Genomic DNA, 24839 nt, shown 5'->3' on the forward strand with positions numbered 1-24839 from the left:
ACTGCCGCCACTCCGCCCAACACATGCCCTAGCTGCAAACAGACCTGCGAGTTCAAGAACGTGACCTGTTACACCCCAGATTGCGGCGGACCTGGAAATATTGATCCACGACTCTAACTCAGGGGAGATTGAAATGGGTGGGAATTATTCGGGAATTCATGAAAGATTATCCAGACAAACAACATTAAATTACAAACTTAACTCACTGTTATATGGCAATTAAGACAAAACAAGCAAATCACCCGAAAGAACGCTTTTCTCTGCGTGGCCTCACTGGTCTCTTGTTTCTATCATACTCTTTTTTGGGGGGCGCCTTGATCACTGGAGGAGGCAGGATAAGCCAGTCATCTTCAGGCTGGATACAGTGGAGCTTTTCGCCGATGAACTCCTCGATATCCGGCAGATAAAACGAATCACTTTCATCGGCAAAACTTACCGATGTCCCACTCAGCCCGGCACGTCCTGTCCTGCCTATCCTGTGCACATAATCCTCCGCCTCAAAGGGCAGCGTGTAATTGATTACATGACTGATTTTTTCTATATGAATGCCGCGGCCGGCAACATCGGTTGCCACCAGCACGCGTATTTTACCGTTGCGGAAATTATCAAGGGTTTTCGCCCGTTTATGCTGCGGCACGTCACCGGAAAGAATTGCGCAGTCGATACCGTATCTGGTCAATTTATCTGAAAGTGTCTTGGTCTGGTCCTTTCTGTTGCAGAAGACAATCACCCGTTCCAACTTCTGACCCTGGATTATATTATAGAGAAGAGCAAATTTATTCTTGCCGGTAACCAGATAAACCAGCTGATTCACTGTATCGGTAACAACCTGATCCGGCTCAATTTCAACAACTATGGGGTTTTTTGTCCATTGAGAGGATAACTGGATGACCTCGGGGGTCAACGTCGCGCTGAACAATAAAGTCTGTCGCCGTTCCTTATCCGGGGTACTGTAAACGATACGCCGGACATCAGGGATAAATCCCATATTAAGCATCCTGTCCGCCTCATCAATAACCAGAATTTCAACACGGCCAAGGTTAATTATGTTCTGACGCTGAAAATCCATGAGCCGACCCGGAGTAGCCACGACAATGTCCACCTTTTGCCCGGAGAGCTGTTTTTGTTGTTTTGCATAATCAACACCGCCGAAGACCGCAACAACCTCTACAGAGGCATATTTCGCGAGAATCTTGGCATCCTCAACGATCTGCATGACAAGTTCGCGGGTCGGGGCCAGGATCAAGGCCCGCGGTTCACCATTTTTTCTCCCCTGGGGTGGGGCTTTACTGAGAATCGTTGTCAGAATTGTGATGAGAAATGCCGCGGTTTTACCAGTGCCGGTCTGGGCGCGTCCGGTAGCATCACTTCCGGTAATAGTGCTTGAGAGCATCTCGGCCTGGATCGGTGTACAATACTGAAACCCGGTATCGGCAATTGCGTGGATGATCTCATTGGGAAGACTCAAGTCGTGAAATCGGGTCTTACCCTCTTGAACCGGGACCTGAAACTGGGATTCATCCCATAAAATAGGCTCATGCTCCGAAACAAGAGTTTTGTCCTGTACTCGTTTAGGTGGCCGGCGCTTCCTTGTTTTTCGAACAATTTGGGGCGACCCTGAGACATCCACTGTCTCAGACCTCGAGGCACTAGCCACAATCGGAGCCTTCTCTTTTTTCCCTTGAGTTAATTCACTGATTTTCTTGGTAAATTTATTGATGATTTTTCTGATAAACATTAAATCGATATCCTGAATCTTTTCTCCGAGCGATTAATAAATGAGGTTATTGGCAAAATAAAACACCTCGTGTCTGTCCAAAAATATGGGTTTTCGATATCTCGTAAACACACCTTCTTCCGAGGAAGCTGAACGTCAATCTGGAAAGCGGTTACAAGTATTACAAAGAGAGAGGACGAAAGGACCATTTGTGGACAACCACTAGTTGGTCTCCGGGGAGTTTCCAGAAAACAATTGTCGAGGATGTTACCTTTTTTACGTTCCTTTTAACAACTATTCTTTTAAAATAGAAGAACTGTTCTTTACCCTATATTGTTTGCTTATAAAACCTAAATAAATCTTTTCATACAATTATCCATTGCGACATGCAGTCAAAAAGGAGGCCAAGATGAACCCTGATCTGCAATTTATCTTTAAGCGACGCAGTGTACGCAAGTTTACAGAAAAACCCATCCCGGATTCATTCATTACCGACCTTCTTGAAGCTGCCATGGCCGCACCTTCAGCCGTAGCAAGAGATCCCTGGCATTACCTGGTAATCAATAATAAAGAAACCCTTGGTAAAATTGCCAATGTCCTGCCCCATGGAAGAATGCTCAAAAATGCTGCGGCCGCATTTATCGTCTGCGGCGAGATAGGCAAAGCCCATGACCAACAGGAATCCTACATGCTGCAAGACCTGAGCGCTTCAGTTGAAAACATCCTGCTTGCCGCCACCGCTCTTGGTCTTGGCTCCTGCTGGCTCGGGGTTCATCCCAGACCGGAAAGAATGGATGACATCACAAAATTATTTGATCTGCCGGCAAATATCATCCCGATGTGCGGCATTGCACTGGGATGGCCGGCGGAAAACCATCCGCCCAGAACCCGCTATAATGAAGATTGCGTACACATGGGGAAATGGTAAGGAACTCCCCCGCGGCAAATGCGCTATGACCTCAGGCTACGGGGTATCAGAAATTAGCAGTCAGAATTCAGAAACCAGAAGTCAGAAACAAAATCTTTAAAGCCTTCCTGCTTCCTTTAAGTTTATCTTCTGAATTCCGGCCCCTGGCTCCTGCATACAAAAATGAATACTGTCTTGAGAAATACTACTCGACATTAACTCAATGATATGGAAATACCGCGGCGAAGATAAGTAGGCCGGTCAAGAAGCTTCACACTACTATACTCCCTTTGCTGATTAATCGCTACCTGATCTCGCGCGAAGCCTGGGCTATTCAGTCTTTGAGTGCAGCAATGTGCATGTTCTTCATGTACTATTTTCCCTTCATCCCTGTGCAATCCCAAAAAAAGTTTCATTTTCCCAAACATTTTCCACCTCCAGGTCTTTATCTTTTGTGTAAAATTTACTATCACTATAAAGACCATGGTGGGACAAATACTGTCCCATGCTGGAAATTCTTTTGACTGTCACCTTCCCTGCGGCAGATACGTTATGATTTTCTAGCTACGGGGCATCAATGTCAGGAGCCAGGAGCCAGGAGCCAGGAGCCAGGAGCCAGAAAAAAAATCTGTAGATCTTTCTTTTTCAAGCTTATCTTCTGAATTCCTACTACCGGCTCCTGTATTCAAAATGTTTTGACCATGCACCATTTAATCAGATAATCCCGTGACTACTTTGCGAGCCGCAGGTATTTACCCTAAAGGATAGTTAAAATGCCCAAAGATAAGACTCAGTTATTACGCCATATTTTTATTGATCAGAAAATCAGACAAGGTATGAAATCAGGAAGGCTTGCCAACTGCACAAGCATGGCAGAAGAATACGAGGTGAGCAGAAAAAGCATTCTACGGGACATGGATTATCTGAAAAACCAGCGGGATGCGCCCATCGAATACGACCCGCAGAAAAGAGGATATTATTATACGGAAGAAAACTACGCCCTGCCGGCAATCAGTATTAATGAAAGCGATCTCTTTGCGCTGCTGATCGCTGAAAAAGCACTGAAGCAGCATGAAAATACCCCGATATATGGAAACCTTGTTTCAGTGTTCAAAAAAATAGAAAAGGCTCTCCCGGATAAAATTATTGTAGACCCTACCTGGATAGACAGTCGATTTACCGTCATCGGTGAACGGAGCACCCGCATTGATCCGCAAATCTGGGAAACAATATCCAAAGCCCTTCAGAAAAACCTGGCTCTATCAATCAGCTATCATAAACCTGGGGGGGATGCGCCAAGCAAACGCAAAGTAAATCCCTATCAGGTCGTGAGTTTCCAGGGTGAATGGTATCTGGTCGGCCATTGCGGCCTGCGGAACAAAACCCTGACCTTTGCGGTTTCGAGAATAACGCAGGCTGACCTTCTGCCGGAGGAGTTCACCATTCCCGACGATTTCGACTCAACACAATACTCTGCAAAACGCTTTGGGATTTTTTCCGGTGAGCAAACCCAGCAGGTAAAAATACGATTCAACCCGGAAACAGCGATATACATCAAAGAGAGAGAATGGCACAAGGAACAGACTATGGAAGAATATGATGATGGCAGCCTTGTCCTTGGTTTTGAAACAGACCACCTGTTCGAGGTAAAACGCTGGGTATTGTCCTGGGGAAGGGGCGCCTTGGTTTTAGCGCCGGATCAGCTTGTCGTGGATATCAGGGATGAAGTGAATTGTCTGGCCAAAACATATTCTGCTTCCCAGCCTAAACAACCATCCACCAAAAAGAAAGCTCCTGGCATGCAAACCCTGCCGGGGTTTTAAGACTATACTCAGCTTTCTGATTATTTCTAATTTACTGAAATTACTGGAGTTATTTTAAAAAATCAGTGCCATTAATTCACTGCCTTAGGTACCCAGAAGTCAGAATGTAGAATTCAGAATAAAAAATTTTACAGCGTTTCTCCTGACTCCTGACTACAAAAATCTAAATTCAAATTGTGCAACATGATCCATGTTGCGGATTAATTCATTTTATTTCAGATAGTTAAGCCTACCAAAAAGATTAAATGCTATATAAAAAACGGCGCGTGATTCGAGGTGAAATGGGGCGGGTCTCGCCTTAAAATTGCCGCGATATCCGGATGACGCCTGAACTCCTGATCGAGAAACTTCCGTACTTCTTTACGATTCCAGCCTCGGGGATGGACAAAATCCCTGTACAGTGCAAGGTCCCCCTCATAAAAATCCCGCAACTCAAGGTCATCCGCATCCGGGCCGCACACCGGCATGTTGAAAATTGCCAGGTTAAAAAAATTCACCGCCTCCTTATGCTGCACAATAAACTCCAGGGTATTTCTCGCCTGGGCAATTGATTCCTGCGGCGTGCCGAACAGCAGATAAACGTAGGTGGCAATCCCGGCCTCTTTAAGCGCGACCAGGGCCTTTGACACCAGACCAGGATCAATCCCTTTATTCATTGCCTCAAGCACCTGCCCGTCGCCGGACTCAAGGCCGAGCTTAAGCATTACACATCCTGATTTGCGCAGCCCCCGGCAGAACTCAAGATCTGCGAGCCTCGCGGAAACCCTGGCAAAACCATACCAGTCAACCCTTGGAGGCTGATCAATAAAAGCCTGTAAAAGCTTAGGACTTATGGCGTTGTCAAGCATATGCAGGAGAATCGGCCCGGTCTGCTTGACCAACGCCTGAATATCCGCCATGACCTGATCTGGGGCCAGCGGCAGATAGGGATTATCTTCAGCCTTTTCCGGGCAGAATGAGCATTTACTCCAATAACACCCTGATGAGGCTGCATAGGGAAGGATAAATCCAGGCGCCAGATAATCACCTTGAGGTAAATCGCTGTAATCAGGCATACAGGAGATAGACTTTCCTTTCTTTCCAAGAATCGCCAGCAATTGCTCTTCACCTGGCCCGGCAACGAGATGATCCACGAGGCCTGCAAAATGATTTTCCCAGGCGGGGTTTCTCAACCAGGAAGTGACAAGACCACCACCCAGAATGATTGTAATTTCCGGATAATGCTTCCTGACAAAACCGATCATCGCAAAGGTGGTAATCGCCTGACTGAGATAATTCAAGGAAAATCCAATAGATGCCGGGTGCTGCGCAAAAATCAGTCCTGAAAGTCGCTGGGAAAAATAGGGATAGAAGATATTCCTGTCATGTGTCTCCGCCGCAGCGAGAAGATCCTTGCTTTTTTGCGGAGATAAGGCGTTGTCCTGATAATTTTCCAGACTTAAGGACAAACCGAAGGGTTTTCCGTTAATCTCCAATATCCGGTTGACATCTGCCACCGCCCGCTGATACCGGGAAATATTATTATAAATAGCTTGGGATTGCAGGGCGCTGAGGTTTGCTGAAAGGTTTTTTACGGCGCGGCGGCTCCAGGTGTCCGTTGAAACCACTGGGTGGTCAAGCAGAAAAAGCTGCGCCTCGATATTGGCATCAAGCAAGGTGCAGGGAAAATCATGAAAGCGCAGAACTCCGGCCAGCCGCGCTATACCGGCGGGCGGCTCACAGGCTTTGGCAATGGGAGGGAAAACTAGCAACATGATTTAATTGTTAAAACAGGCCGTTTCTAAATGAAAACATGTGTCTGTAAATAAATTATGAATACTCTCGCGTCTTATGAAAAACAATATCCGGATACAGCTCCATAGTCCGACCCAGGCGCCATTCACTGTCAGCCAGATACGCCAGATGGCCTTCGGCATCCATGGCAAGATTGTTCTGATTCTTGTGTTTGAATTCTTCAAGCTTCTTGCGATTATCACAACTGATCCAGCGGGCAGTGGCAAAATTCACACCCTCGTAGATCGCGTCAACCCCGTATTCAGCCTTGAGCCTTGACATTGTCACCTCGAACTGCAGAACCCCCACCGCCCCGAGAATATAATCACTGCCCATAACCGGCTTGAACATCTGCACCGCGCCTTCCTCGGCCAGCTGGATGAGGCCCTTGTTAAGCTGCTTTGCCTTCAGAGGATTTTTCAACAATACCCTTCTGAAATGTTCGGGGGCAAAATTCGGTATGCCGGTGAATTTGAGCTCCTCCTTTTCCGTAAAGGTATCGCCGATCTTAATGGTCCCATGGTTATGGATACCGATAATGTCACCGGGGTATGCTTCTTCCACATTGCTCCGGTCCTGAGCCATGAAAATGGTTGCATTGGCAAGAGCCACTTCTTTGCCAAGCCGATGATGCCGGACTTTCATGCCGCGGGTAAATTTTCCTGAACAGATACGGAAAAAGGCGATTCTGTCTCTATGGGCAGGATTCATATTGGCCTGGATTTTAAACGCAAAGCCTGAAAAATGCGGCTCTTCAGGAGACACCGCCCTGACCGTGGTTGCACGTGGCCCGGGTGCCGGGGCAAGCTCAACAAAAGAATCAAGTAACTCTTTAACCCCGAAATTATTTATCGCACTTCCAAAAAACACCGGAGTCTGGCTTGCTTTGAGATATTCATCATGCTCAAAGGGGTTGGCCGCGCCTTCAAGAAGATCCAGATCCTCACGAAGCTTGTCGGCTTTGGTCCCCAGAATCTCGTCAAGCTTCGGATCATTGATGTCCCTGACAACCAAGACATCTTCAGGTCGTGTGGTCTTGCCAGGTTTAAAAAGGTGGATTTCTTTTTTGAAAATATTATACACACCCTTAAACTCTTTCCCCATGCCGATGGGCCACGAAAGGGGCGTACATTCGATCTGCAGTTTATCCTCAATATCTGAAAGGATCTCCAGGGGATCCATCCCCTCACGGTCGAGCTTGTTTATAAAGGTGATTACCGGCGTGTTTCGCATCCGGCATACTTCCATGAGTTTTTTGGTCTGGGTTTCTACGCCCTTGGCGTTGTCGATCACCATCAGGGCACTGTCCACAGCAGTGAGTACCCGATAGGTGTCTTCTGAGAAATCCTGATGCCCCGGGGTGTCCAGGAGATTTATTTCATAATTACGGTAATTGAATTTCATCACCGAGGAGGTGACTGAAATCCCACGTTCCTGTTCAATGGCCATCCAGTCACTGACTGCGTGATTTGCGGTTTTACGTGATTTCACCGCGCCGGCCATCTGGATTGCACCCCCAAAAAGCAGGAGCTTTTCAGTAAGTGTTGTTTTGCCGGCATCGGGATGACTGATAATCCCGAAGGTCCGGCGACGCTTGATTTCCTTTATAAGTGCACTGCTCACTTTGTTTCCCTGTATCCTGTTAATTTCATATCATCGCGTAAAAAAAAACGGGCCGGATTTCCGGCCCGCAAGAATTTAATATCATACACCATTTATTATGAAAAGTCCACTTGTCTGAAGCGTGCTGAGAGTCCTTATCTTTCGTTTTTTCAGAGGAGGCAATCATACGGAACTGCGCACTCAATAACCCAACCGAACCAGCAAAAAAAACCCCGCTTTGCACGGGGTTTTCAAATCCGATCAAATTATGATCTTACAGTGGCACAACATTGTCTGCTGCCGGCCCCTTAGGACCGTCGACAATTTCGAACTGCACCCTTGCTCCCTCTTCAAGGCTTTTATACCCTTCCGATTTGATCGCAGAATAATGAACAAAAACATCATTGCCCCCATCCTGCTCAATGAATCCAAACCCCTTTGACGCATTAAACCATTTCACAGTGCCTTCTTTCACAACAACATACTCCTTAATAATGTTGGGCCATGCATGGCCCACTTAATAAAAGTGCCCAGCTATCAAAGGATAAAAAGGGCCTGCAGCCAGCTTTCACAAAGAGCTTTATACAAAAAAAACCGCACTTTCATTGTATCTGAATTGTGCGGTTACATACTCTGTAATCTCTTTGCTACATAGATGCCTGCACAAATAATATCAAAAAGATAGCACACCGTATGAGCAGAAGTAAAGATTTTTCAGTAAGACCAATTTGAGAAAATTGCAAAAAATACTACCAATAGGTTACAGATAAAAGATGAATCAGTATCGCGGTTTTTCGCGCGACCGACAATTTAGAAATGCTGCTATTGTATTGATTGTGTCTTTCCATTGATTATTTCATAAATAAACCGATGGTAATGTTTCCAAACCAACTTAAAGGCATATTAAACTTCCCCTATGATTGACCACCAGAATCTCCCGGAAATCCCCCTGATTCGTCCGCCCAGTGAGTGGAGAAGCATGCTTGTACGGATCACCCGCGGCTGCAAATGGAATCGCTGCTGTTTCTGCGGCATCTATCCGCATCTCGGTGAACCTGTTTTCTCCATACGAACAGTGCAGGAAATAAAAAATGATATCGATCTTCTTCTTCACCTGCGCCCCAGGGCGGATACCGTTTTTTTGGGGGATGCCGATCCTTTGCAGGCAGGCATTGAAACAATCGTGACAATATTAGATTATCTGAAAAAAAGCTCACCGCTAAAAAGAATTACCACCTACGCCAGGGCATCAACGCTAAAAAAGTTTGGCAGGGAAAATATCCTGACGCTTGCTGAAAACGGCCTGAGTCGTGTCCATATCGGTCTGGAGTCAGGTGACCCTGAAACCCTCCGATATCATCGTAAAGGCCAGTCTGCAAAAATGATAACCGATATCGCACCCTGGCTCAAAGAGGCGGGAATCGAGACATCATTTTATGTTTTATTGGGACTGGGCGGTAAAACCAACTGGCAGCGACATATTATTGAAACAGCAAAAATCATCAATCAAACCCAACCGGAATTTATCCGCTTAAGAAGGTTGTGGATTTATGGTGAAAACACCCCTTTTGGCGGACCGGAAAGCCCGCTCATAAAAAAAATTCGAGCAGGACACTTTATCCCTCAAACACCGGAAGGTACAGTTTTAGAACTGAAACTGCTTCTTGAACAACTCAATAGTCCCGCAACTTTTTTAGCGTGCGACCATGAGAATAATTACGTGCATGTTTCAGGAAGTCTTGCTGACGATCAAAAGGAAATGCTTGATGAAGTGAATGCCTTTCTTGCCCGTCCCGAAGCAGAAAGGAATGCGCATTATGAAAAAGTAGGATCAAAGATATAAAGCGGATTACGACAGTGTAACTGTTCACGGACAAGCCCTACGGCAAAAAATACAACTGCACAAAACATGTTTGTTGGGATTCGATCACTAAAGTGTGCTTACTTTTCATCCACACTGAACCGGCCAAGAACTTCAACGAGTTCCGCATGGATTAAACTGTTGGTGGCCAACAGTTCCTGGACAAACGGTGAGTAACCTTTCCCTTTGAAATCAGTAAGCTTGCCCCCTGCCTCTTCAAGAATAATCTGCCCTGCTGCCGTATCCCAGGGTTTGAGTTGTATTTCCCAGAACCCGTCAAGCCTGCCGCAGGCGACATAGGCAAGGTCCAGGGCTGCAGCCCCGGCGCGGCGAACGCCCTGGCATTTTGTCAACACTGCCTTAAGGGCCGCCATAACCGCTTCGGCATCTTCCTGGATTGTATACGGAAAACCTGTTGCCATGAGCGAGATGCCAAGTGCATCCGCCTCCGAAACTTTGATCGGATCATTATTGAGCCATGCGCCACAGCCGGCCGCTGCAGAGAAAAGCTCATCCTGCATCGGGCAGTAGATCACCCCGGCCATGGGTTTCCCTTTTTCCATATAACCGATGGAAACCCCGAACCAGGGAAATCCGTGGGCAAAATTGGTTGTACCGTCAAGGGGATCAATGACCCATGTCGGGCCCTGAGGAATCGCAAAGCTTCCCAAACCTGATGATTCCTCGGCAAGAAAATCAGCCTGGATGGATGATGCTTTTAAAATATCGAGAATAACCACTTCCGCAGCGGTATCCGCTTCAGTAACCAGATCGATATTGCCTTTACGCCTGATATCATGGGGTTTGCCGTAGAGGTCCCGAACGACTTTCCCTGCTTCAAGGGCCGCCCTGCCGGCAAGTTGAAGAATAGGAGAGAGTCTCTTATCATCTGGCTTTCCAAAACTTTTATTTCTCAGGTCCATGGTATCACATAACATCACATTTATGATCTGCACACAATAAAAAAAGGGCACGCTTCTTTTTGAAGCATGCCCTATGGTTGATTCGTTATTGTTGTATTTATCAGGCGTAACCACGGGGATAGAAATGAATGATCCCATCAATTTCAGATGTATCGCAAATCTTACCCAAGCCGAATTTCATATCATCCACAACGCCATCAACCTTCATGACCAATGCTTCACCATCGGGCAGATGATAAATAACCGTACGCACTTTTTTCATATTTACTGGTTTGGAGAACAATTGCATTCCGTCACCTCCTGTATTAACTAACCTATCGGAACTTCCCCTGTGCTACTTGAGAAAAGTAATCATTAAATTTTTGTTGGCAAGATATGAAAGGAGTATCAATACGATTTCCTTGCCAGTACCTCCCTGGGCTTTGATCCGTCAGGAGGGCCGACGATTCCTTCTTTTTCCATGGTTTCAACCATGCGTGCGGCCCGGTTATAACCAACTCTCATCCGGCGCTGCAACATGGAAATTGATGCCTGCCCTGTTTCACAGACAAGGGCGACTGCTTCATCATATTTTTCATCATAATCGTCTTCTGAAAAATCAGCACTGTCAATTTCTTCCGAGATGGCCAAAACCGAATCATCATATTGGGCAACGCCCTGCTCCTTGAGGAAGGTGACAATCCGCTCAATCTCTTTCTCGGTAATATAAGCGCCATGAATACGCTGAAGTTTTGCTGAACCAGGAGGTAGCAGGAGCATGTCTCCGGCGCCTAAAAGATGCTCGGCGCCACTAGAATCAAGAATCGTCCTGGAGTCGATCTTTGAGGATACCTTATAGGAAATTCTTGTTGGGAAATTAGCCTTGATCAAGCCGGTCAGAACATCAACCGAAGGTCTCTGGGTTGCAAGAATCAAATGCATGCCAGCGGCTCTGGCCATTTGCGCAAGACGGGCAACAGCGTCTTCGACTTCCCGGGAAGAAACCATCATGAGATCAGCCAGTTCATCAATAATGATAACAATGAGAGGTAATTTCTCTTCCGACACTTCATTATATGCCGCCAGACTTTTAACCCGCTTTTCTTCCATCAATTTATAGCGCCGCTCCATTTCCCGGACCGCCCATTGTAAGGCGCGGCTGGCAAGCTTGGGATCTACCACCACCGGATGAAGCAGATGAGGAATATCTTCATAGGAAGACAACTCTATGCGCTTGGGATCAACCATCAACAATCTGACCTCTTCCGGAGACGCCTTGAAAAGAATACTGCAGATTATCGAATTGATCCCGACACTTTTCCCAGCACCGGTGGCTCCGGCAATGAGAAGATGGGGCATCTTTGCAAGATTGGCCATGACCGGATTTCCCACGACATCCATGCCCAGGCCGATAGTCAATTTTGATGTGGCTTTCTGGAAATTCTCACTGCCCAAAATATCGCGGATCTGAACCACCCGGCGCACCGGGTTGGGAATCTCTATGCCAAGAGCTGCTTTCCCCGGGATGGACCCGACAATTCGAACACTCTCGGCTTTAAGGCCCAAAGCCAGATCATCTGCAAGGGCGACAACACGATTAATCTTTACCCCCGGAGCCGGGGAGTATTCATATGTGGTAATCACCGGCCCTGGTGAAATGCCCGAGACAGAACCCTCCACTCCGAAATCTTTCAGTTTTTCCTCAAGCTTTTTACTCACCGCATAATAATATTCCTTGTCCAGCTGGAAATCCTGTTCCTCAATTTTATCCAGAAGACCGATACCCGGTAGCCGGTATTCACCTGATGTCACAGGCAACGGATGAAAATCATCATCCTCATCATCGGTAAGCAGTTTCACCGGCTCGTGCACCCTGGGAACCAGTTGTCTCTTTCCCTCCGCCACTGGCCGCCCGTCAACCGGGGACACTGCGGATACAGGCTGAGAGGCATTGAGTGCTTCACGTTGATTAATTCTCTGGCGAATTCTGTCTCGAAGCCGTTCTGCGATCTGGGATATTTTCAAGCTGCATAGATACGGAGAAAACCGAATGGCAACCATCATGGAAATAAGAAAAACCGCAATGAAAAATAATAACGACCCGGGACCACCCAAGGCTTTGCCGGAATAAACCGCTAACAAATCGCCGAGATTACCTCCAACTTGATATTGCCTGCCGAACAGGGATATGGAATCATTTTCGATGCTGGCCCAAAGCCCGGCACTGGTAATGACAATGCCGCTGCATCCGGCAATTATATAAGGCAGTCGTTTCAGTGAAGAATGGGGAGAAAAAAGCTGAATTGCGTAAATGAAAAGAAGGAAGGGGAACCAGAAGGAACTCAACCCCAGAAAACTTATCAGAAGGCTGGCAGTAAATTCACCAACAATTCCACACCAGTTGCCGGAATTAGCGTCCGGAGTCAATGTGAATTTTCCGGTAGAAAGGCTGAGCAGGCTCAGGAGGAGAAATAAAGCTATAAAAATACCGAAGACCGCCACAATCTCCTGGCCGAATGCCGGCGTCTCCTTATTTTTTTTTTCTTGCGCCATGCGGTAATTGTAATCCTTTATCGAAAAAAAACACCAATAATTTCATCCCATTAACAGGAAAAGAGGCGTGCGATCAAGGATTCGGGCTAATCCTTTGTCTTTTTAAGCGACAAATGAATTGCGTCCAGTATGCCGTTGATAAAAGGGACTGCTTCGTCGGTGCTGTAACGTCTGGCAATTTCCAAGGCTTCATTGATCGCCACGGACTCAGGAACCTGTTCCAGGTGAATCATCTCAAAAACGGCAATGCGCAGAATACATTTGTCAATCATTGACATGCGCTCAATCCGCCAGTTCACAGCATGTTTCTTTATCAGGCCATTGACATCCTCAAGGTGCTGAGTGACGCCGTAAACAAGCTGCCGCCCGTATGGAATGGCCTTTTTGTTGAATTCAAAATTATCGCAGAACTGCTCAAAAACGTCAGTCGCAACAACGTCAGTGAGTTCACTCTGATAAAGGACCTGCAGGGCCATTTCTCTGGCCCTTCGTCTCAGTCCCATTCCTTTCTGTTGTCCGGATTGCAAAGTGATGGCTTCTCTTAAAGCTGCTCAAGCAGGTTAACCATTTCAATGGCTGCAGAGGCGCAATCAGAACCCTTATTGCCTGCTTTAGACCCTGCCCTCTCAATAGCCTGCTCGATGGTATCGGTTGTCAGGACACCGAAAATAACCGGCACTTCAGTTTCCATGCCGACCTGGGCAATCCCTTTTGCCGCCTCATTGGCAACAAAGTCAAAATGCGGTGTTGCGCCGCGGATAACTGCGCCGAGACAAATAACCGCATCATACTTGCCGGATTTTGCCATTTTCTGGGCAATAAGGGGAATTTCGTAGGCCCCGGGCACTCGAACGATTGCAATTGCATCATCAGAAGCACCGAACCTGATAAGCGTGTCAAGGGCACCCTCAAGGAGTCTTTCGGAAATAAATGAGTTGAAGCGGGAAAGCACTATTCCGAATTTCTTACCGTCCGCCCGCAGTTTTCCTTCAATATTTTTAGCCATGTTTTCCTCCCGAGATTAAAAACTCTATGTTATCCCTTGCTAGCGGGGATTAAATCAAGCATATGCCCCATTTTATCTTTTTTACATTTCAGATAATTGAGGTTCTCTGGCACCGGCTCCATTTCAATGGAGATTCGACTGCTTACTTCAAGTCCATAGCCTTCGAGACCGACGATTTTCTTCGGATTATTGGTCATCAGTTTCATCTTGCCGACTCCGAGATCTCTCAATATCTGAGCGCCGATTCCATAATCCCTGAGGTCTGCCTTGAAACCCAGCGAAAGATTGGCCTCCACCGTATCCATCCCCTGGTCCTGCAAAGCATATGCCTTCAGCTTGTTGACCAGTCCGATCCCTCTGCCTTCCTGATGCATGTAAAGGATGACGCCGCAACCGGCCTCACCCACCATCCGCATCGCCGCATGCAGCTGACTGCCGCAATCACAGCGCAGCGAGCCGAAGACATCGCCGGTGAGACACTCGGAATGAACGCGAACCATGACCTCCTGATCAGGAGTTATGTCACCTTTTATCAACGCAAGATGCTCGTAGTCATCAACGTCGTTTGTATAGACGATGGCCTTGAATTCGCCGCCGTAACGGGTAGGCAGTATGGTCTCTGCCGCCCGGTGAACCAGAAGATCTTTCTGGAGACGATAGGCAACAAGATCGGCAATGGTTGCAATCTTGAGATCATGTTCCCTGGCAAAAATCTCAAGGTCCGGCATCCGTGCCATTGTGCCGTCTTCTTTCATGATTTCACAGATAACTCCAGCGGTCCGCAAACCGGCAAGCCTGGCCAGATCGACGGAACCTTCAGTTTGTCCGGTTCTGACCAGAACACCTCCCTGCCGTGCCCGTAATGGGAAAATATGCCCGGGGCTGACAATGTCTTCTGCTTTCACGTCAGGGGCAACCGCAACCTGGATGGTCCTGGCCCGGTCTGCGGCGGAAATACCGGTGGTCACACCGGTTCTGGCCTCAATGCTTACGGTGAAGGCGGTCTCAAAAGGCGACTTATTGTTCCTTACCATCATCGGCAATTGCAGTTTTTCTATCTGTTCAGGAGTCATGGTAAGACAAATCAACCCCCTGCCGTGGGTGGCCATGAAATTAATCGCGGCAGGGGTTACCATCTGCGCCGCCATGCAAAGATCACCCTCATTTTCCCGGTCTTCATCATCCACAAGAATGATCATCTTGCCGGCGCGAATATCCTCTATTACTTCCTCAATCGTATTTACTGCCATCTGTACCACCAATTTGAAAACTCCTGACTGAATCAACAGGAGTTCTAATAGTTCATTCTTACAATACCGTATTGTAACTACGATACTACTTTAAGCCTTATTTTAAAAACCCGTGCTCTGCGAGAAAAGCAGGATTGATCCTTGATTCCGAGCCGGTTTCTGAACCGTTTGCATCCTGAACTGAAAGCAGCTTCTCAACGTATTTACCAATCAGATCAACTTCAATATTTACCGTATCACCCTGCTTCCTTTGCCCCAATGTGGTAATTTCCAGGGTATGGGGGATTATCGCCACAGAAAAGGAAGCATCATCACAATGATTTACCGTGAGACTGATACCGTCGATGGTTATCGAGCCTTTTTCAATGATATATTTCCCTAATCCGTGGGGAACGGCGAAGGTAAACCGGACAAAATCCCCCTGAGGTTTACGGGTAAGTATCGTGGTTACAGCATCCACATGACCGCTTACCAGATGCCCGCCCAAACGATCACTCAAGCGCAGCGCTCTTTCGAGATTGACAACACTTCCAGTGGCCAGCTCACCGAGGTTGGTCCTTGAAAGGCTTTCCGGGGAGACATCCACGGTAAAAATACGGCCTGAAATCTGCTTGGCAGTCAGACAAACTCCGTTTACCGCTATGCTCTCACCCTCCTGGGGATCATTCAGATCAAAGTCGGCATTAAGTCCGAAAATCATGCCGCCGCCGGACGGACGTTTTTCGATTAACCTGCCTTTTCCCATTATTATGCCTGTAAACATAGCGACTCAAGCCAACCCAAAAATTTTCAACAGAAATCCTGATTAACAAGCGCGTCGATCATGATGTCATCACCGAAACGCCTGGTGCGAATCGTTTTAAAACGTCTTGCGTTTTGAACAGACTGAAGGCCCATTGTATCAATCAAAGGAATACCATCAGAACCAATAAGTATGGGCGCCAGAAAAATCAAGGCTTGATCAATAAGATCAGCCCGCAAAAATGATCCGTGCACTTTACTGCCGCCCTCAACCAGAACGGATGTCAGCTGCTGGCTGCCAAGTATTTCCAACACCGCTGTTAAATCAAGCCGACCATTAGTGACCCGCACCGGCCTGACAATAGCCCCGGCGTCTTCCAGCATATTGCGCCGGGCCTTATCATACTGTTTACCGCAAAAAATCCAGGTGGCCGCAGCTGACCTCTGTTTAAGCATTTTCGCCTGTGGCGGCATTCTCAACTGCGTATCCAATATCACCCGCAAGGGATCTTTGCCACGACGATTCGGCAAGCGGGCGGTTAAAGACGGATCATCAGCCAAGACCGTCCCCACACCGATGAGGATGGCATCAACCCGGTTCCGCACCCTGTGAACCTCGGCCCGTGACTGGTCATTGGTAATCCAGCCGCTCTGGCCGTTCGCAACAGCAATCCGGCCGTCAAGACTGCAACCAGCCTTCAAAATTACCCAAGGGAGGCCTGTCTGGATATGTTTAATAAACGGCCGGTTTATCGCCCGGCATTCCTCTTCCAGGACACCGCTGGTTACAGACAACCCTTTTTTTGTAAGAAAATCACACCCGCCGCCTTTAACCTGCGGGTTGGGGTCTGGCATTCCCACCACCACTCTTTTAATACCGCTTTCAAGTATAGCCTTGGTGCACGGCGGTGTCCGGCCGGTGTGATTACAGGGCTCAAGTGTTACATAAATTGTCGCGCCACGGGCAAGTTCTCCCGCAGCTCGCAGGGCGTTGACTTCAGCATGCGGGGTTCCGGCTTTCCGGTGATACCCTTTGCCAACTACCTTGCCGCCACGAACCACTACAGCCCCGACACATGGATTGGGAGAAGTTTTGCCAATCCCTTTAGCGGCCTCACGCAAGGCCAGCTTCATAAAATTAAAATCTTCTGTCAAATCTTGATTAACTCGTAAAAGTCGCTGCAGCAAAAGGCCCACCAAACAAAATCATCATGTTACAAGGCATATACTCGATGAAATCAGTCTGTTACGATTTCATCAAATCTTCAGATCCTGCACCGGTCCGCCGAGCATATCCTTAAGTTCATCCATGAATTCATTCAGATCCTTAAACTGTCTGTAAACCGAGGCAAACCGGACATAGGCGACACCGTCGATCTGGCGAAGCCCGTCCATGACCCTTTCACCGACAAGTTTAATGGGAATCTCTCTTTCCCCCATATCCTGAAGCTCTCTTTCCATTGCATCGACAAAATCATCGATCTGGGCCATGCTCACTGGTCGTTTTTCGCATGCCTTCTTCAGCCCCTCGACAACCTTGTGCCGATCCCAGGCTTCACGGCGGCCATCCTTTTTCACCAGCATCGGCATGGTCACCTCCAACCTTTCATAAGTTGTGAACCGGCGACCACACGAATCACATGAACGCCTGCGGCGGGTGATGGTGTATTCCTTGTTAAGACGGGAATCGATGACTCTGTTTTCCAGGTGACCACAATAAGGACATTTCATAGTGATTTGCTCCAGGATTTATTTTGTCGATATCATAGACAAACGAGATCATCATTGTTGAGTATCAACTCGAAACCCGGAAAGTCTTTCAGCCGATCTGCGTAAACGACATTCCTGCCTCGGACATCAACGAAGATGAAAGAGAATCAGCATACCCTTCTTTATAAAAAACATCAAGAATTCGGGCGTTGATGAGCATCTTGCTGCAGATTGAACAGGGCATGTTGGTGCAATAAAGGGACGCTCCCTCGACGCTGACACCATGAAGGGCAGCCTGAATTATTGCATTCTGTTCAGCATGAAGGCCGCGGCACAATTCATGCCTCTCCCCGGAAGGAATCCCCTGTACTTCACGGATGCATCCCACTTCCCCACAGTGACGGATACTCGTAGGAGCGCCATTGTATCCGGTTGAGATAATCCTGCGATCGCGCACGAGGATTGCGCCGACACGACGCCTGGTGCAGGTTGCCCTTTGCGCAACCAGTTCAGTAATCCCCATAAAGTATTCGTCCCATGATGGACGGTCAGTCATCGGCATCGTTAACTGTCGTCCCTTTCCAGCCCTGGATAAAGAGGGTATCTCTCACAGAGATCACGTACTTCAAAACGGATTCTGGCATGCTCTTCCTTGTTGTGCAAATTACTGATGGTCCGGTTTATCCAGTCGGCAATCCGTTCCATTTCCGGTTCTTTTAAACCACGGGTTGTCACCGCCGGCGTGCCGATTCTAACCCCGCCGGTAACAAACCTGCTCTGGGTATCAAAGGGAATGGCGTTCTTATTGACGGTCAGCCCTGCGTCCTCAAGGGCATTTTCCGCATCCTTGCCGGTGATTGATTTATTGCTCAGATCAACCAGCAGAAGATGAGTATCCGTGCCGCCGGAAACTATTCTGAAGCCGAAACCTTTTAGTTTATCAGCAAGCACCCGGGCGTTTTTAACCACCTGCCCTTGATAAATCTTGAAATCTTCGGTCATTGCCTCTTTAAAGCTTACCGCCTTGGCAGCAATGACATGAACCAGAGGCCCGCCCTGGATACCTGGAAATATCTTGCTGTCCAGGCGCTTGGCAAATTCTTCCCGGGCAAGGATCATCCCGCCGCGGGGGCCGCGCATGGTTTTATGGGTGGTGGAGGTGACGAAATCGGCATAGGGCACTGGCGAAGGATGCACACCGCCGGCGACCAGACCGGCAATATGGGCCATATCAACCATAAATAAAGCGCCCACCTTGTCGGCAATCTTCCTGAAGCCTGCAAAATCGATAATCCGCGGATAGGCACTGGCGCCGGCAACGATCATCTTGGGTTTTTGTTCCGTGGCGATTCGCTCAACTTCCGCCATATCGATACACTCAGTCTGGCGATCAACCCCATAGGAAACAAAGTCATACAATTGTCCTGAAAAACTTACAGGACTTCCATGAGTGAGATGGCCGCCATGGGCCAGATCCATTCCAAGCACCTTATCGCCGGGTTTCAGGGTGGCGAAATAAACCGCCATATTTGCCTGACTGCCGGAATGCGCCTGAACATTTGCATATTCAGCCTGAAAAATCTCCTTGGCCCGATTAACGGCCAAGGTCTCGATGACATCGGCATATTCACAGCCGCCGTAATAGCGTTTGCTGGGATAGCCCTCGGCATATTTATTTGTGAAAATGGAGCCCTGCGCTTCAAGCACCGCTTCGCTGACTATGTTTTCAGAGGCAATCAATTCAAGTTGATAGCTCTGCCGTTCAAGTTCATATTGAATTGAACGATATACCTCGGGATCTGTTTGTTTGAGGAAAGACACTTACAGGTTACTCCAAAAGAGATTAATTCATAAATAATCGAGTAATTATCAACAAGGCCTTATACTATAAAATATATAAAAAACGAATATCTGTCGGACGAGTGCTGTTCGGGTCTCGATCCTCTCGCTTTTCTAACAAGACGGCAAGAAGAAGGCCCCGGAGGTGTACACTAAGTACGTTGAGGAGGCCGATGACGAAGCCAACAGCAGCGAAAGCGGCGAAGTTAGAATTTGAATGCATATTGATATCAAATCTTATCAATCCGGGTCTGATGTCGCCCCCCGGCAAAGTCCGTTGCCATCCAGGTCTTGACCATTTCAATGGCAAGTCCAGGCCCGATAACCCTTGCCCCCATGCAGAGAATATTTGCATCATTATGTTCTCTGCTCATCCTGGCGGTAAAAAGCTCGTGGCATAATGCCGCCCGGATTGATTTATACCTGTTTGCCGCCATGGACATCCCGATACCGGTGCCGCAGATCAGGATACCCCGCTGAGAACTGCCCTGTTCAACAACCTTGCATACCTGTCTGGCAAAATCCGGATAATCGACAGAAGCAGTGGAATAGCATCCCCGGTCATCCACTTCATGTCCCAGGTCCTTGAGCACAGTAATTATCTGTTCTTTCAGATCATAACCGCCATGATCACTGCCGATTGCAACTCTCACCGTTAGCCCTCAAACCGTTTCATCAAAAGTACGGCATTGGTGCCGCCAAAACCAAATGAATTTGAAATAGCTGCGCGGATCTTGGCCTTTCTGGCCTTATGAGGAACATAATCAAGATCACACTCCGGATCAGAATGGTGCAGATTTATTGTCGGAGGCATGATCTGATTATGCACTGCCAATGCCGTGAAAACCGCTTCAATACCACCTGCGCCACCTAACATATGGCCGGTCATTGACTTGGTTGAACTCACCGCAAGTTTATATGCATGCTCGCCGAATACCGCTTTGATGGCCCGGGTTTCGCCTGCATCATTCAAAGGAGTCGACGTGCCGTGGGCATTGATATAATCGATATCCGCAGGGATCATCCCCGCATCCGCAATGGCCATCCGCATGCAGCGGACAGCACCTTCACCGTCCTCCGGGGGCGCAGCCATGTGGTACCCGTCACCGGTGAGGCCGTATCCCGCCATCTCGGCATAAATTTTTGCACCGCGGGCCTTGGCGTGTTCATATTCTTCAAGGATGAGCATGCCGCCGCCTTCTGAAATAACAAAACCATCCCGCTGGGCGTCAAAGGGCCGGGACGCTCCATGAGGGTCATCATTGTTTCGGGAAAGGGCTTTCATGTTATTGAACCCGGCAACGGCCAACGGACAGATGGTTGATTCACTGCCACCGGTGATTGCCATATCGCAATCTCCACGGCTGATCATTCTGAACGCATCGCCAACGGCATGTGAACCCGCAGCGCAGGCGGTGGTCAACGAAAGATTCGGCCCCCGCGCCTTATAGATAATCGAAATCTGCCCGGCGCTCATATTGGAAATGACCATGGGAATGAAAAAAGGCGTAATCCTTTTATTCCCCTTTTCCAATAAAATCTGATGATACTTTTCAATGGTGGGAAGTCCGCCGATGCCGTTTCCGGTAACAACCCCTATTCTATGGGTATTTTCATCAGTAATCTCAAGTCCGGCATCTTCAATGGCCATTCCGGCAGCAGCCACCGCATACTGGACAAAAAGCTCAAGATGTTTGGCGACCTTGCTATCAATAAAATTCTCTACATCAAAGTCCTTCACCTCTGCGGCGATTCGGACCCCGTGGTCACTTGCATCAAACTTGGTGATTGGACCGACGCCGCTTTGACCGGCACAAATCGCCTGCCAGGTTTTATCGACTCCGGTTCCAAGTGGAGTAACCAGTCCCAACCCTGTCACAACAACTCTTCTGCTCACCTTAAAGCCCTCTCAGAAAACTTGTTTCGATTCAAAATCATTAATCCTTATCCTCTTGGATCAACGCCTGTCTACAGAAACATCTTCTAAAATGCAAGTGCCCCAAAAAAGGGGCATAGCATTCTATAATTCCAATAACACTTCCATGCCATAAACATTTTGCTTATGACAAAATCGAATTATCGGTATAACCGCAAAACTTATTCGGTTACAGTCTTTACATGGTCAATAGCATGCTGGACCGTGATGATCTTTTCTGCAATCTCATCAGCGATTTCAATATCAAAGGCTTCTTCCATCGCCATGATCAACTCAACAAGATCAAGTGAGTCAGCGCCGAGATCATCAACAAAAGAAGCTCCTGGCACAACTTTATCTTTATCAACACTCAGTTGCTCTGCAATAATATCAATGAGTTTGTCTTCTACAGCCATAATGTGTTCTCCTTATTTTTATGATAAAAACTAATGAATCAGATAATAATAAACAGTCCGTTCATCCCATGAACATGCCACCGTTGACGTGAATGCACTGACCGGTTACATATTTTGCATCTTCCGAAACCAGAAATGCTACGGCCCCGGCAACATCCTCTCCGGTACCCAATGTTCCCATGGGTACTTCGGAAAGCACTTTTTCCTTAACTGCTTCAGGCAGTTCGCGAGTCATATCCGTATCGATATAGCCCGGTGCCACCGCATTCACGGTAATTGCTCTTGTAGCCAATTCCTTTGAGACCGACCTGGTCAGCCCCATCAGACCTGCCTTTGCAGCGGCATAATTAGCCTGTCCGGCATTTCCGGCAAAACCGATCACCGAGGTAATGTTGACGATACGCCCCCATCGCTGCTTCATCATCGGCCTGTAGATGGAACGGATACAATTGAACGCACCTTTCAAATTGATATCAAGGACAGTATCCCAATCCTCGTCCTTCATTTTCAAAAGCAATCCGTCACGGGTCACACCGGCATTATTTACCAGAATATCGACCCGGCCATGTTCTGCGAGTATAGTAGCAAAAGCCTCCTGAACCTCGGCGGGCTGAGCAATATTAAATTGAATGGAAGCGGCCTCGCCTCCGGCATCCTGGATTATCCTTACCGTATCTTCGGCCATTTCCGGACGGCTGACATAGTTGACAACCACCCTGGCTCCCATTGCTGCAAGACGCAGGGATACTGCTTTACCGATTCCCCTGCTGCCTCCGGTAACTACGGCAACTTTTCCAGCAAGACTCATCGCCCTTTCCTTTGCTTCAATTTATCAACCAGCACAGGCAGCACCTCAAAAAGATCACCCTGGATGCCATAGGTCGCCACATCAAAAATCGATGCTTCCGAGTCTCTGTTGATTGCGACTATGGTTTTTGACGACTGCATGCCGACAACATGCTGAATGGCGCCGGAAATTCCACAGGCAAAATACACTTTCGGGCATACGGTCTTGCCGGTCTGGCCAACCTGATGGGGATAAGAAATCCAGCCGCTGTCCACCGCAGCTCTCGATGCTGCCACAGCTCCGCCAAGGACATCCGCCAGGTCTTTTATCAAGGAAAAACCCTTTTCGCTTTCAAGGCCGCGTCCACCGGCGACAATGATATCTGCCTCGGTGATATTGACTTGATCGGCCTCTTCATTGACATTACGCAACACCTTGACCCGGGAATCCATCCTGCCTGGAGCGGGCGTGAAATCAATAATCTCCCCGCGGCGAACCTTGTCATATTCATTGGGACGCATGACCAATGGTCGGACTGTCGCCATCTGGGGTCTGGTATAAGGGCAGACTATCGTTGCCATAACATTGCCACCGAATGCCGGGCGGGTTTGCAATAAAGCGCCGTCTTCTTCCCGGATCTCCAGATTCGTGCAATCTGCAGTGAGTCCGGTTCCCATCAGGGTAGCTACCCTGGGGATAAATGAGCGGCCGATTGCCGTGGCGCCGGCAAGTACTATTTCAGGCCTGTGCTCACGGATCAAATCTTCCAGAACATTGCCATAGGCATCATCGGTAAAGTATTCCAGTGCCGGGGCATCTACCCGGTAAACCGTATCAGCACCGTAAGCAACCAGCTCTTCAGCCTGCCCCTCCAACCCCGAACCGATAAGCACTGCGGAAAGTCGCACCTTGCGCTGCGCAGCCAGTTCCCGTCCAATTCCAAGGAGTTCAAAAGAAACAGGCGCAATCCGCCCGTTTCTGAATTCTGCATAAACCCATACCCCGGACCAATCGGCAAGATCGTTCAGCGCTTCTCGTTCTTCCCTTTCCAGAGTAATTGCTTCAGCTTCACAGGCATCGACGCAGCTTCCGCAGAGGGTGCATTTATCGTTTACAACCGGCTGATCATCAACCATTTCGATAGCGCCGAATGTGCAGGTTTCCGCACATGCGCCACAGCCGATACATATTTCAAGATCTATCTTCAACATAACCAAATAGTATAATTATAAGTCAATGGTTTCATTAAAATTCGAAGAAGGACAATGGATTAAATCACCCCTTCGAGTTTATCCAGCAGCTGATCCACCTGTTCTTCAACAGTGCCGGTCAACATGGAACGATCCGCCTTGGCTGCGGGAGAGAATACCCGCACAACCTGTGTCGTGGATCCCTTGAGCCCCAGACAATCCGGGTCAGCGCCGATATCAGAGGCGTTCATCGTGGTGATTTCAAGTTTTTTGGCCTTCATCTTCCCTTTAAGTCCGGGAATCCTCGGATCATTTATCTCCTTGACCACCGTGAGCAGGGCGGGAAGTTGCATTTCCACTTCATCGTATCCGTCGTCCATCATTCTTTCGAGATAAATGACGGTTTCATTGCAGTCCGAAACTTTTCTGACATAGGTGATATAAGGAATATCAAGCCGTTCGGCCAAACCCGGACCAACCTGGGCAGTATCGCCGTCAATCGCCTGCTTGCCGCAGAGAATCAGGTCAAACCCGCCAAGTTTCTTGATAGCCCGCGACAACGTATACGTGGTTGCCCAGGTGTCCGCCCCGGCAAAAGCCCGGTCTGAAACAAGCACAGCCTCATCCGCGCCGCAGGCCACTGCATCACGCAAGACTTCCGCAGCCTGAGGCGGCCCCATGGTTATCACGGTTACCGTACCGCCGAATCTTTCCTTAAGCCTGACACTTTCTTCCAAGGCATGGCGGTCATAGGGATTCATTATACTTTGAACCCCTTCGCGGGCCAGGGTGTTGGTCTTCGGGTCAAGCCTGACATCCTTGGCATCAGGAACCTGTTTTACACAAA

At 48.2% G+C, this 24839-nt stretch carries 24 protein-coding genes; 3 read left to right on the plus strand and 21 right to left on the minus strand.

Annotated features, from left to right (window positions below; all coding sequences use genetic code 11):
• Positions 1-238: 238 nt before the first annotated feature.
• Entirely contained in the window at positions 239-1738 is a 1500-nt protein-coding gene (locus tag KKE17_09255; protein ID MBU1710176.1) for a DEAD/DEAH box helicase, read from the minus strand.
• Positions 1739-2126: 388 nt separating this feature from the next.
• On the opposite strand from KKE17_09255, the gene KKE17_09260 reads away from it, so the two are divergent.
• Both KKE17_09260 and KKE17_09265 read left to right on the plus strand, forming a co-directional pair.
• Positions 2127-2645, plus strand: a complete 519-nt coding sequence (locus KKE17_09260) for a nitroreductase family protein (GenBank protein MBU1710177.1) — start codon at positions 2127-2129, stop codon at positions 2643-2645.
• Between the two features lie 752 nt (positions 2646-3397).
• Positions 3398-4447 (plus strand): WYL domain-containing protein, encoded by a 1050-nt coding sequence (locus KKE17_09265; protein MBU1710178.1) that lies wholly within the window; start codon positions 3398-3400, stop codon positions 4445-4447.
• 248 nt (positions 4448-4695) lie between these two features.
• Here KKE17_09265 and KKE17_09270 read toward each other — a convergent pair whose 3' ends face one another.
• The 3 genes from KKE17_09270 to KKE17_09280 all read right to left on the minus strand — a co-directional run bounded on the left by KKE17_09270 (position 4696) and on the right by KKE17_09280 (position 8297).
• Positions 4696-6201: a radical SAM protein gene (locus KKE17_09270; protein ID MBU1710179.1), complete on the minus strand. Its 1506-nt coding sequence runs from the start codon at positions 6199-6201 to the stop codon at positions 4696-4698.
• 55 nt (positions 6202-6256) lie between these two features.
• Positions 6257-7843, minus strand: a complete 1587-nt coding sequence (locus tag KKE17_09275) for a peptide chain release factor 3 (GenBank protein MBU1710180.1) — start codon at positions 7841-7843, stop codon at positions 6257-6259.
• A gap of 253 nt (positions 7844-8096) precedes the next feature.
• Positions 8097-8297, minus strand: coding sequence for a cold-shock protein (locus tag KKE17_09280; protein ID MBU1710181.1), 201 nt, complete (start codon positions 8295-8297; stop codon positions 8097-8099).
• A 441-nt stretch (positions 8298-8738) separates the two neighbouring features.
• On the opposite strand from KKE17_09280, the gene KKE17_09285 reads away from it, so the two are divergent.
• Positions 8739-9665, plus strand: a complete 927-nt coding sequence (locus KKE17_09285; protein MBU1710182.1) for a radical SAM protein — start codon at positions 8739-8741, stop codon at positions 9663-9665.
• Positions 9666-9763: 98 nt separating this feature from the next.
• On the opposite strand, the gene KKE17_09290 is transcribed toward KKE17_09285, so the two are convergent.
• The 17 genes from KKE17_09290 to KKE17_09370 form a co-directional block, all read right to left on the minus strand.
• Complete coding sequence (locus KKE17_09290) at positions 9764-10606, minus strand: inositol monophosphatase (GenBank protein MBU1710183.1); 843 nt, start codon at positions 10604-10606, stop codon at positions 9764-9766.
• Between the two features lie 100 nt (positions 10607-10706).
• Complete coding sequence (locus KKE17_09295; protein ID MBU1710184.1) at positions 10707-10895, minus strand: hypothetical protein; 189 nt, start codon at positions 10893-10895, stop codon at positions 10707-10709.
• A gap of 98 nt (positions 10896-10993) precedes the next feature.
• On the minus strand, positions 10994-13138 hold the full coding sequence (locus tag KKE17_09300) for a DNA translocase FtsK 4TM domain-containing protein (protein MBU1710185.1): 2145 nt from the start codon (positions 13136-13138) through the stop codon (positions 10994-10996).
• A gap of 86 nt (positions 13139-13224) precedes the next feature.
• Positions 13225-13641, minus strand: a complete 417-nt coding sequence (gene nusB, locus KKE17_09305) for a transcription antitermination factor NusB (GenBank protein MBU1710186.1) — start codon at positions 13639-13641, stop codon at positions 13225-13227.
• A gap of 38 nt (positions 13642-13679) precedes the next feature.
• Positions 13680-14144 carry a 6,7-dimethyl-8-ribityllumazine synthase gene (gene ribE / locus KKE17_09310; GenBank protein MBU1710187.1) on the minus strand — a complete coding sequence of 155 codons (465 nt, stop codon included), beginning with the start codon at positions 14142-14144 and terminating at the stop codon, positions 13680-13682.
• A 29-nt stretch (positions 14145-14173) separates the two neighbouring features.
• Entirely contained in the window at positions 14174-15394 is a 1221-nt protein-coding gene (locus KKE17_09315; GenBank protein ID MBU1710188.1) for a bifunctional 3,4-dihydroxy-2-butanone-4-phosphate synthase/GTP cyclohydrolase II, read from the minus strand.
• Positions 15395-15491: 97 nt separating this feature from the next.
• Entirely contained in the window at positions 15492-16157 is a 666-nt protein-coding gene (locus tag KKE17_09320; protein MBU1710189.1) for a riboflavin synthase, read from the minus strand.
• Positions 16158-16183: 26 nt separating this feature from the next.
• Positions 16184-17269, minus strand: coding sequence for a bifunctional diaminohydroxyphosphoribosylaminopyrimidine deaminase/5-amino-6-(5-phosphoribosylamino)uracil reductase RibD (gene ribD, locus KKE17_09325; protein MBU1710190.1), 1086 nt, complete (start codon positions 17267-17269; stop codon positions 16184-16186).
• Positions 17270-17392: 123 nt separating this feature from the next.
• Complete coding sequence (gene nrdR / locus KKE17_09330) at positions 17393-17866, minus strand: transcriptional regulator NrdR (GenBank protein MBU1710191.1); 474 nt, start codon at positions 17864-17866, stop codon at positions 17393-17395.
• An 88-nt stretch (positions 17867-17954) separates the two neighbouring features.
• A complete protein-coding gene (locus KKE17_09335) occupies positions 17955-18401 on the minus strand; it encodes a cytidine/deoxycytidylate deaminase family protein (GenBank protein ID MBU1710192.1) in 447 nt (148 codons plus the stop codon).
• A gap of 8 nt (positions 18402-18409) precedes the next feature.
• Positions 18410-19666: a serine hydroxymethyltransferase gene (locus KKE17_09340; GenBank protein ID MBU1710193.1), complete on the minus strand. Its 1257-nt coding sequence runs from the start codon at positions 19664-19666 to the stop codon at positions 18410-18412.
• A gap of 248 nt (positions 19667-19914) precedes the next feature.
• Positions 19915-20337, minus strand: coding sequence for a ribose 5-phosphate isomerase B (gene rpiB, locus KKE17_09345; GenBank protein ID MBU1710194.1), 423 nt, complete (start codon positions 20335-20337; stop codon positions 19915-19917).
• Between the two features lie 2 nt (positions 20338-20339).
• Positions 20340-21581 (minus strand): beta-ketoacyl-ACP synthase II, encoded by a 1242-nt coding sequence (gene fabF, locus KKE17_09350; protein ID MBU1710195.1) that lies wholly within the window; start codon positions 21579-21581, stop codon positions 20340-20342.
• Between the two features lie 200 nt (positions 21582-21781).
• Positions 21782-22015: an acyl carrier protein gene (gene acpP / locus KKE17_09355; protein ID MBU1710196.1), complete on the minus strand. Its 234-nt coding sequence runs from the start codon at positions 22013-22015 to the stop codon at positions 21782-21784.
• Positions 22016-22076: 61 nt separating this feature from the next.
• Complete coding sequence (gene fabG, locus KKE17_09360) at positions 22077-22823, minus strand: 3-oxoacyl-[acyl-carrier-protein] reductase (GenBank protein MBU1710197.1); 747 nt, start codon at positions 22821-22823, stop codon at positions 22077-22079.
• The gene (locus KKE17_09365) at positions 22820-24013 is read right to left on the minus strand and encodes an electron transfer flavoprotein subunit alpha (GenBank protein ID MBU1710198.1); all 1194 of its coding nucleotides are present in this window, start codon (positions 24011-24013) and stop codon (positions 22820-22822) included. Before KKE17_09365 ends, fabG begins: the two co-directional genes overlap by 4 nt.
• A 59-nt stretch (positions 24014-24072) precedes the next feature.
• The coding region (locus tag KKE17_09370) for an electron transfer flavoprotein subunit beta/FixA family protein (GenBank protein MBU1710199.1) at positions 24073-24839 on the minus strand (767 nt) is incomplete at its 5' end.

It is taken from the genome of Pseudomonadota bacterium (genome assembly GCA_018823135.1).
GTDB lineage: Bacteria > Desulfobacterota > Desulfobulbia > Desulfobulbales > CALZHT01 > JAHJJF01.